Origin of the sequence: Streptomyces botrytidirepellens, assembly GCF_003721215.1 — a bacterium.
In the GTDB taxonomy this organism is placed as follows: Bacteria; Actinomycetota; Actinomycetes; order Streptomycetales; family Streptomycetaceae; genus Streptomyces; species Streptomyces himastatinicus.
Window position 1 is genome coordinate 1 of the sequence record NZ_RIBZ01000742.1, and the last position, 9,013, is coordinate 9,013.

The following is a 9,013-nucleotide window of genomic DNA, read 5'->3' on the forward strand; positions in this document are numbered from 1 at the left end:
CGCGGCCCGCGTCCCGCGCCCGACCGGGGTCACGCCGCCCACGCCGCCCACGCCCTCCGCGCCGCCGTAGGCGCCCGCGAGCGAGGCGTCCCCGACGGGGGCGAGTTCCAGCCGTACGGACGTGCCGTCTGCCAGGGGTATCTCTCGGTGTTCCGTCACCTCTTCATCATGCCGATCATCAGGGCTCCGGTCTGCTGATTCGTCGCAAAATCCCCGGATGGGGACGCCGGTTGCCCAGCGGCGGCCGCCCGCCGACGTCGATGTCGGATTCCCGCGAGCCCGGCGGCCCGCGGTGGCCGATGCTGGAGCCATGTACACCGATACCGACCGGTGCCTCAGGGCCGCACGGGCCAAGGACGCCCGCTTCGACGGATGGTTCTTCATCGCCGTCGTCACCACCCGCATCTACTGCCGTCCGAGCTGTCCGGTCGTCGGTCCCAAGCCCGAGAACATGCGGTTCTACCCGAGCGCCGCGGCCGCCCAGCAGGCCGGGTTCCGGGCCTGCAAGCGGTGCCGCCCCGACGCCAGCCCCGGATCGCCGCAGTGGAACGAGCGGGCCGACCTCGTCGCCCGCGCCATGCGTCTGATCGCCGACGGGGTGGTCGACCGGGAGGGGGTGCCGGGACTGGCCGCCCGGCTCGGCTACAGCACCCGGCAGATCGAACGGCAGCTGCTGGCCGAGCTGGGCGCCGGGCCGCTCGCGCTGGCCCGGGCGCAGCGGGCGCAGACCGCGCGGCTGCTGATCGAGACCAGCGGGCTGCCGATGGCGGACATCGCGTTCGCGGCCGGGTTCGCCAGCATCCGGGCGTTCAACGAGACCGTACGGGAGGTGTTCGCCCTCTCCCCGACCGAGCTGCGGCAGCGCGCCGAGCGCGGGCCGCGGCCCGCCGTGCCGGGGGCGCTGACGCTGCGGCTGCCGTTCCGGGCGCCGCTGTGCCCGGACAACCTCTTCGGCCACCTCGCCGCCACCGCCGTACCCGGGGTGGAGGAGTGGCGCGACGGGGCGTACCGGCGCACCCTGCGACTGCCGTACGGGCCAGGGGTCGTCGACCTCGCCCCGCGCCCCGACCACATCGCCTGCCAGCTGTCCCTCGCCGACCTGCGGGACCTGTCCGGGGCGATCAGCCGCTGCCGGCGGCTGCTCGACCTGGACGCCGACCCGGCCGCCGTGGACGACCTGCTGCGCACCGACCACCAGCTCCAGCCGCTGGTCGACAAGGCGCCGGGGCGGCGGGTGCCGCGGTCGGCGGACGCGGAGGAGTTCGCGGTGCGGGCGGTCCTCGGACAGCAGGTGTCCACGGCCGCGGCCCGCACCCTCGCGGCCCGGCTGGTGACCGCGCACGGCGACCCGGTCGCCGACCCGGGCGGCGGGCTCACCCACCTCTTCCCGACCGCCGGGGCCCTCGCCGGACTGGACCCCGAGGCGCTGGCCATGCCGCGCACCCGCCGCGCCACGCTCACCGGGCTGGTCGACGCGCTCGCCGAGGGGCGGGTCGCGCTCGGCGTCGGCAGCGACTGGGACGCGGCCCGGGCGGGACTCGGCGCCCTGCCCGGGCTCGGGCCCTGGACCGTCGAGGTCATCGCGATGCGCGGCCTCGGCGACCCGGACGCGTTCCTCGCCACCGACCTCGGCGTCCGCAAGGCCGCCGCCGACCTGGGGCTGCCCGCCACGCCCGGCGCCCTCACCCGGCACTCCGCGCGCTGGCGGCCCTGGCGCGCGTACGCCGTCCAGTACCTGTGGGCCACCGACGGCGGCCACGCCATCAACCGCCTGCCTTCCTGAACCGCCTGCGCCAGGCCCGCCCGAACCAGGAGAATCCACCTGTGACCCGCACCCACACCACCGTCGACAGCCCGTACGGCCCGCTCACCCTGGTGGCCACCGGCGCCGCACTGTCCGGCCTCTACATGACCGAACAGCGCCACCGCCCGCCCGAGGAGACCTTCGGTGCCCCCGGCGATCCCGACGACGCCCCCTTCGCCGCCGCCATCCGCCAGCTCGCCGCCTACTTCGCGGGCGAGCTGACGGAGTTCGACCTGCCGCTCCACCTCGACGGCACGCCCTTCCAGCGTCGCGTCTGGGACGAGCTGCGCCGCATCCCGTACGGCGAGACCCGGACGTACGGCCAACTCGCCGACCGCATCGGGCAGCCCACCGCCTCCCGCGCCGTGGGCCTGGCCAACGGCAAGAACCCGGTCGGCATCATCGTCCCCTGCCATCGCGTCGTCGGCTCCTCGGGCAGCCTCACCGGCTACGGCGGCGGCCTGGACCGCAAGCGGCGGCTGCTGGACTTCGAGGCGCGCGCTTTTTCCCTCGACATGGCATAGCGGCGCGGCCCCGCACACGTCCAAGGAGGTGACCGACCACCGACGGACAACCGATCACGGGGAACCATGGATGACGACGAAGAGCGGAGCTTCCGCGCGTTCGTCGCGGCCCGCTCGCCCGCGCTGATGCGCTCCGCCACCCTGCTCAGCGGCGGCGACACCCACGCCGCCGAGGACCTGCTCCAGACCGCCCTGGCGAAGACGGCCGGGCGCTGGAAGCGGCTGGAGAGCCCCGAGCTGCGGATCCTGGTGCGGCGGGCGCTGACCCGGCGGACCACCCGTCAGCGGGCCGTGCTGGTGCTGCGCTGGACCCCGCCGCGGCGTGCGGCCTGGGCGTCGGCAACTGTGATCACCCGTCGCTGAGGCCGACCGCGGGGGTCAGCTCCGCTCGGCGATCCGCTCCAGCAGCGCGGGCAGCGCCGTACCGATGGGCTCGCGGACGACCTCGTCCGCGAGTTCGTCGTACGGCGTCGGCTCGGCGTTGACGATGATCAGCCGGGCGCCGCTCTCGGCCGCCATCCCGGCGAGCGACGCCGCGGGCTGCACCTGGAGGCTGGTGCCGACCGCGATGAAGACCTGGCACGCCCGCGCCACCGCGACCGCCTCGGTCAGCACCTCCGGGTCCAGACCCTGCCCGAACATCACCGTCGCCGACTTCAGGATCCCGCCGCACTCCCGGCACGCCGGGTCCGCCTCGCCCGCCGCGACCCGCTCCAGCGCCTCGTCCATCCCGGAGCGCTCCTCGCAGTGGGTGCACTGCACGACGCGCGCGGTGCCGTGCAGTTCGAGCACCTTGCGCTCGGGCATCCCGGCCATCTGGTGCAGCCCGTCCACGTTCTGCGTGATCACGCGCACCGGGACCCCCGACCGCTCCAGCCGCGCCACGGCCTCGTGCGCGCCGTTCGGCCGGGCGTGCAGCGCCTTGCTCTCCCGGCGCATCTGCCAGGAGCGGCGCCGGATGTCCGGGTCGGTCATGTAGTAGTCGTACGTCACGAGCTTCTCGGCCTCGGGATCGCGCCGCCACAGCCCCTGCGGGCCGCGGTAGTCGGGGATGCCGGAATCCGTCGAGATGCCCGCCCCGCTGAGGATCGCGACGAGGGGCCGCCGCGTCGTCTCGCTGCTCATGCGGCGAGCCTACGCACGGCGTGTGGTCGGCGGCGAGCGCGTTGTTCCGGACCGATAGAGTCCGCTCCGGCACCAGGTCGAACACGGCGTGACGGGGAGAGTGCAAGATGGGCCGGTTCCTATGGCTGAGCGAACCCACTCTGAGCAAGGGGGAACAACCACCGCAGGACGGGCGCGTCACCCGGCAGATACGGATCTCCGACACAGCCCCCCAGCCCGACCGCGCCGTCCATCCCCTCGCCTTCCCCGAGCGCCGCGACCCGCCCGGCGGCGACCCGAAGGCCTACCGCACCGCCCGCAAGGACGGCACCCGCGCCTTCACCCTCTGGGCCGACCCGCATCGTCGGCAGGTGTTCGCGCACGTGGTCACCAAGTCGGCGGTCAAGGGCGGTCCGGCCACGTACGAGGTGCTGGGCGCCGCCCATGAGCCCCTCGCCCTCATCACCCGCGATCCGGCCATGAAGGGCGGCCGGATCCGCACCCGTTGGACCGTCCAGCAGGCGGGTGCGCCGACCGCGGTCGGGCTGAAGGGGCGGGCCTTCTGGTGGTTCGTGTGGTGGCTGATCTCGCCCGTCCAACTGGCCATCGCGATCGGCAGCATCATCGGCGGCGGCGACATCGCCCGCACCCCGCGCCGCACCAAGTGGCGCACCGACGGCCGGGTGGTGCTCGACTTCCAGAGCGGCGCCGGCAGCGCCTTCGAGCTGGAGGTCCTCGCGGACTGGTGGGACGACCGCGTCACCGCCGCCCTCGTCGCCCTCCTCGGCTCCCACGACAGCTGGCTGGGCAACGCGTGGGATCTGGCGAACGACTGACGGGTGCGGGCCATGGCGAGCGCCCTTATCCGGAACAGTAGGGTCCGGCCGGGCACAAGATCATCGCCGCGGACGGGGAGGACACGGATGAGGAAGTTCCTATGGCTGGGCGGGTCGACCCCGGACGAGGGCGGGCCGGACGGGTGCGTGGCCCACACGATACGGATATCCGGCGAGCGCACCGCGCGCGACCGCACCGCGACGCCGCTGGCCTTCCCCGAGTGGCAGGACCCGTCCGGCGGCGGCTTGGACGAGTACCTTGCCGCCCGCAAGGACGGCACCCGCGCCTTCATCCTCTGGGCCGATTCCCGTCGCGAGCGCGTGTTCGCGACGGTGGCCACCACCTCGGCGCGGAAGGGCGGTCGGGCCACGTACGAGGTGCTGGGCGCCGCCGGTGAGCTCCTGGCCGTCATCACCCGCCACCCGGCCATGAAGCGCGGACTGCGCACCCGCTGGACCGTCCAGCAGACCGGGGCGCGGCGAGCTGCCGGTGTGAAGGGCCGGCTCCTCTGGTGGCTCGTGTGGTGGCTGACCCTGCCCCTCCAGGCCGTCATCGTCGTCGCCGGCGCCGTCCAGAGCGGTATGTCTGACGAGGCCGTCCAGGCCCCGCGCCGCACCAAGTGGCGCGCGGGCCGGCGCGTGGTCCTCGACTACCGCCGCGGCCCCTCGAGCAGCTTCGAACTGGAGGCACGCGCGGACTGGTGGGACGACCGCGTCGTCGCCGCCCTCGTCGCCCTCCTGCGCAGCCACGGCGGCTGGCTGGGGGCCGACTGGGACACGACGGGGAGACGACGGGAATCGCCGGGCTGCCGTTGACCCTCGTCGGCTCGCGCACCGGTTCACAGAGCGATGAGGGACTCCTCCCACAGTCGGTCGGCGGCCGTGCGGTCGAGGGCGTAGGGGGCGACACCGTTCATGAACTCGGCGGTGACCGGTGTCATCGACGGCCGCCGGGTGACCGGCAGTGCCTCGGCGCAGTCCGCGAAGTAGCGTCCGCTGACGCCCTCCAGCAGGGGTGACACGGCCAGGAGGACGGTGGTGGCCGCGCCCTGCTCCACCGTCTTGCGCAGCCCCTCCTCCAGGGTGACGCCCGCGGGCCTGCCCGTGTGGCGGGTCAGGTTGGTCGGGACGGAACCCGGGGCGATGGCGTTGACGGCGATGCCGTCGTCGGCCCACCTGGCGGCGGCGCCGACGGCGAAGAGGATGTTGGCGGTCTTGGACTGGCCGTACGCCAGCCAGGGGTCGTAGGGCCGGAAGGCGAAGTGGAGGTCGTCGAAGACGACCGGCGAGAGCAGGTGGCCGGAGGAGCTGACCGAGACGACCCGGGCGCCGTCGGCCGCCGCCAGGGCCCGTCGCAGGCCCACCGTGAGGGCGAAGTGCCCCAGGTGGTTGACGGCGAACTGGGTCTCCCGGCCGTCGGGCGTGAGCCGCAGTTCCGGCAGGGCCATGACGCCCGCGTTGTCGACCAGCACATGGAGCGGGCCGTCCCAGTCGGCGACGAAGGCGGCGACCGACGACGGGTCGGCCAGTTCGAGGCGGGCCACGCGCACCTCCTTGGTACCCGTGGCCTCGGTGATACGGGCGGCCACCGCGGCGCCGGCGGTCAGGTCGCGGACCGCGAGGGTGACCTCGGCTCCGGCGGCCGCCAGGACCCGGGCGGTCTCCGCGCCGATCCCGGAGGACGCCCCGGTGACGATGGCCCGCTTCCCGGACAGGTCGGTGTCGGCGGCGACCTCGGCGGCGGTCGACCGGGGCCCGAAAGGTGTCGTGAGGAGTGTCATGCCCGCCACGGTGCTCCCGGCCCCGCCCGGTACCCAGAGCCCCACCTGTCCTGGGAGTGACAGGACCAGGCTCACCGCTGCCCGGCGACCGTACGGTGGACCGCATGGTGAGCGACCATCGGGCGGACACCCCGCTCGGCGCGTATCTGAGGGCCCGACGTGAGCTGATCCGCCCGGAGGACGTGGGGCTGCCCGCGGCCGGGCGGCGCCGCGTCCCGGGGTTGCGCCGGGAGGAGCTGGCGCTGCTGGCCGGGATCAGCGCCGACTACTACCTGCGCCTGGAACAGGGGCGCGACCGGCACCCCTCCGCCCAGGTCGTCGACGCCCTGGCCCGCGCCCTCCGGCTGGACGACGACGCCACCGCCCATCTGCACCGGCTCGCCGTGCCGGTCCGTCCCCGCCGCCGCGCGCCCTCCCGCCGTCCCGAACGCGTTCCGGAGGGCATCCGGCAGCTCATCACGACCTGGCCGCACACGCCCGCCTTCGTGCAGGGGCGCCTCCTGGACGTCCTCGCCGCCAATCCGCTCGCCCAGGCGCTCTCCCCGCTCTTCACCCCGGGCACCAACATGCTCCGCGCCCTCTTCCTCGACCCCGCCTCCGGCGCTCCCCACGGCCGCTGGGAGGCCAGCACCGAAAGCTCGGTCGCCACCCTGCGCGCGCTCGTCGGTCCCGATGTCGACGACCCCGCGCTGATCGAACTCGTCGGCGAGCTGTCCGTACGCAGCGAACGCTTCCGGCAGCTCTGGGCCCGGCACGATGTCCGCCCCAAGCGCAGCGGCCTCGGCACGATCATGAACCCGCAGGTCGGCGCGCTGGAACTGCGGCACGAGAAGCTGCCGCTCCCCGACACCGACCGCCAGATCCTGGTCATCTACCACGCCGAGCCGGGCAGCCCCACCGCCGAACGCCTCGGCCTCCTGGCCTCCCTCGCCGCGCCCCCGACCTCCCCGGACCGCACACCTAGTCCCGTACCGCCAGACGGTGGGTGCGGGCCGCGAGGTCGCTGATGCGGGCGGCGTCGAAGCCGAAGACGGCGCTGCGGATCCGGTCCTCCAGCGGCTCGGTCCACTGCGGCGGGATGGCGGCCGCGCCGCACAGGACGCCCGCGACGGAGCCCGCGGTGGCGCCGTTGGAGTCGGTGTCCAGGCCGCCGCGCACGGTCAGGGTGATCGTGGCGGTGAAGTCGCCCGCGCCGTAGAGGAGCCCGGCGGTGAGGACGGCGGCGTTCGGCACGGTGTGGATCCAGGGCAGGCCGCTCGTCTCGCGCTCCAGCTGCTCCAGCGCGTCCTGCCAGGTCACGCCCGCGTCGTACAGGGACGCGGCGCGGCGGACCGTACGGGCCAGGCGGCAGCGCGGCGGAATGCGGTCGAGGGCGGCCTCGACCGCCGTGCGCGGGCCGTCGGCCGTGAACGCGGCGGCGATCAGCGCGGCCGCCCACATCGCCCCGTACACCCCGTTGCCGGTATGGGACAGCACGGCGTCGCGGCGGGCCATGGCGGCGGCGCGGGGCGGATCGCCGGGGTTGACCCAGCCGTGGATGTCGGCGCGGATCAGGGCGCCGATCCACTCCTGGTAGGGGTTGTCGACGGTCGCGGTGAGCGGGGGCCGCACCCCCGCCGCCAGGTTGCGGTACGCGGCCCGCTCGGCGGTGAACGTCTGGAGGTACGGCAGCCGCAGCAGCCACATCTCGCCCACCTGCTCGGTGGTGAAGCCGAAGCCGTGGGTCTCCAGGAGGTGCAGGCCGAGGACGGTGTAGTCGATGTCGTCGTCCCGCGCGCTGCCGTGGATCCGGCCGCGCACGCACTCCTGCCACTCGGGGCGCAGCTCGAACTCCACCGGGTCCGGTGGCGGCTCCAGGGCGGGCAGGTAGTCGGTGAGCGGGAGGGCGTCGGCGCGGCGCAGATAGCGGTCGATGCGGTCGCGGGTCCAGACGTCGCCGCGCTCGATGGGCTTGCCGAGCATGTTCCCGGCGACGCGGCCGAGCCAGCCGCCGAGGATCTGGTCCGCGCGTTCGCTGCCGCTGTGGCCCATGTGTCAGGTGTACCCGGATGATGTGGGTGTACCGGGTGGCCGCCCCAGCGGATAAGGTCGGGGCGGCTTCGACCGCCTGAGCGAAAAGCAAGGGGTACCAGGGTGACGGCAGAAGTGAAGACGTGGGCGCAGGGGCAGGCCACGCCCCCGACGCGGGTGCTGATCGCCGCCGACAAGTTCAAGGGCTCGCTCACGGCCGTCGAGGTCGCCGAACGGGTGACGGCGGGGCTGCGGCGCGGCTGGTCCGGCGCGGCCGATCTGCTCCGCATCGACGCGCTGCCGGTCGCCGACGGCGGGGACGGCACGGTCGACGCGGCGGTCGCGGCCGGGTTCGAACGGCGCGAGGCGCGGGTGACCGGGCCGCTGGGCACGCCGGTCACGGCGGCGTACGCGCTGCGCGACGGGACGGCCGTGGTGGAGATGGCCGAGGCGTCCGGGCTGCGGCACCTCCCGGACGGGGTCTTCGCGCCGCTCACCGCCACCACGTACGGCAGCGGCGAGCTGCTGCGGGCGGCGCTCGACGCGGGCGCCCGCACGATCGTCTTCGGCGTCGGCGGCAGCGCCACGACCGACGGCGGCGCCGGAATGCTGAGCGCGCTCGGCGCGCGCTTCCTGCGCGGCGACGGCACGCCCGTCGCCCCGGGCGGCGGCCCGCTGGGCGAACTCGCCACGGCGGACCTGTCCGGGTTGGACCCGCGGCTCGCGGCGACGGAGGTCGTGCTCGCCAGCGACGTCGACAACCCGCTGACCGGGCCGAAGGGCGCGGCGGCGGTGTACGGCCCGCAGAAGGGCGCGAGCGAGGCCGATGTGGCGGCCCTGGACGCCGCCCTCGCCACGTACGTCCGCGTCCTGGAGCGGGCCGTCGGGCCCCGGGCCGCCGAGTACGCGGCCGCGCCGGGCGCGGGCGCCGCGGGCGGCATCGGCTTCGGCGCC

General features: G+C 74.9%; 10 protein-coding genes. 7 read left to right on the top strand and 3 right to left on the bottom strand.

Annotated features, from left to right (window positions below; all coding sequences use genetic code 11):
• Window positions 1-310 precede the first annotated feature (310 nt).
• From EEJ42_RS37755 to EEJ42_RS37765, 3 genes are all read left to right on the top strand, one after another.
• Entirely contained in the window at window positions 311-1,783 is a 1,473-nt protein-coding gene (locus EEJ42_RS37755) for an AlkA N-terminal domain-containing protein (protein ID WP_123106694.1), read from the top strand.
• Between the two features lie 41 nt (window positions 1,784-1,824).
• Window positions 1,825-2,328, top strand: a complete 504-nt coding sequence (locus tag EEJ42_RS37760) for a methylated-DNA--[protein]-cysteine S-methyltransferase (protein ID WP_123106695.1) — start codon at window positions 1,825-1,827, stop codon at window positions 2,326-2,328.
• A gap of 66 nt (window positions 2,329-2,394) precedes the next feature.
• Window positions 2,395-2,691: a SigE family RNA polymerase sigma factor gene (locus tag EEJ42_RS37765; RefSeq protein ID WP_425473022.1), complete on the top strand. Its 297-nt coding sequence runs from the start codon at window positions 2,395-2,397 to the stop codon at window positions 2,689-2,691.
• Between the two features lie 15 nt (window positions 2,692-2,706).
• Here EEJ42_RS37765 and EEJ42_RS37770 read toward each other — a convergent pair whose 3' ends face one another.
• Window positions 2,707-3,453 carry an SIR2 family NAD-dependent protein deacylase gene (locus tag EEJ42_RS37770; RefSeq protein ID WP_123106696.1) on the bottom strand — a complete coding sequence of 249 codons (747 nt, stop codon included), beginning with the start codon at window positions 3,451-3,453 and terminating at the stop codon, window positions 2,707-2,709.
• A 107-nt stretch (window positions 3,454-3,560) separates the two neighbouring features.
• Here EEJ42_RS37770 and EEJ42_RS37775 point away from each other — a divergent pair, with 107 nt between their 5' ends.
• Entirely contained in the window at window positions 3,561-4,268 is a 708-nt protein-coding gene (locus tag EEJ42_RS37775) for a hypothetical protein (RefSeq protein ID WP_123106697.1), read from the top strand.
• Between the two features lie 87 nt (window positions 4,269-4,355).
• Window positions 4,356-5,084, top strand: a complete 729-nt coding sequence (locus EEJ42_RS37780; protein ID WP_123106698.1) for a hypothetical protein — start codon at window positions 4,356-4,358, stop codon at window positions 5,082-5,084.
• A gap of 23 nt (window positions 5,085-5,107) precedes the next feature.
• Here EEJ42_RS37780 and EEJ42_RS37785 read toward each other — a convergent pair whose 3' ends face one another.
• Window positions 5,108-6,049 carry an SDR family NAD(P)-dependent oxidoreductase gene (locus EEJ42_RS37785; protein ID WP_123106700.1) on the bottom strand — a complete coding sequence of 314 codons (942 nt, stop codon included), beginning with the start codon at window positions 6,047-6,049 and terminating at the stop codon, window positions 5,108-5,110.
• Between the two features lie 104 nt (window positions 6,050-6,153).
• Here EEJ42_RS37785 and EEJ42_RS37790 point away from each other — a divergent pair, with 104 nt between their 5' ends.
• The gene (locus EEJ42_RS37790) at window positions 6,154-7,056 is read left to right on the top strand and encodes a helix-turn-helix transcriptional regulator (protein ID WP_123106701.1); all 903 of its coding nucleotides are present in this window, start codon (window positions 6,154-6,156) and stop codon (window positions 7,054-7,056) included.
• Here EEJ42_RS37790 and EEJ42_RS37795 read toward each other — a convergent pair.
• Window positions 7,010-8,080, bottom strand: coding sequence for an ADP-ribosylglycohydrolase family protein (locus tag EEJ42_RS37795; RefSeq protein ID WP_123106699.1), 1,071 nt, complete (start codon window positions 8,078-8,080; stop codon window positions 7,010-7,012). The two genes, EEJ42_RS37790 and EEJ42_RS37795, sit on opposite strands and share 47 nt — an antisense overlap.
• A gap of 156 nt (window positions 8,081-8,236) precedes the next feature.
• Between EEJ42_RS37795 and EEJ42_RS37800 the strand changes: the two genes are divergently transcribed.
• Window positions 8,237-9,013 (top strand): glycerate kinase (locus tag EEJ42_RS37800; protein ID WP_148082171.1); only part of this gene is annotated, 777 nt, incomplete at its 3' end.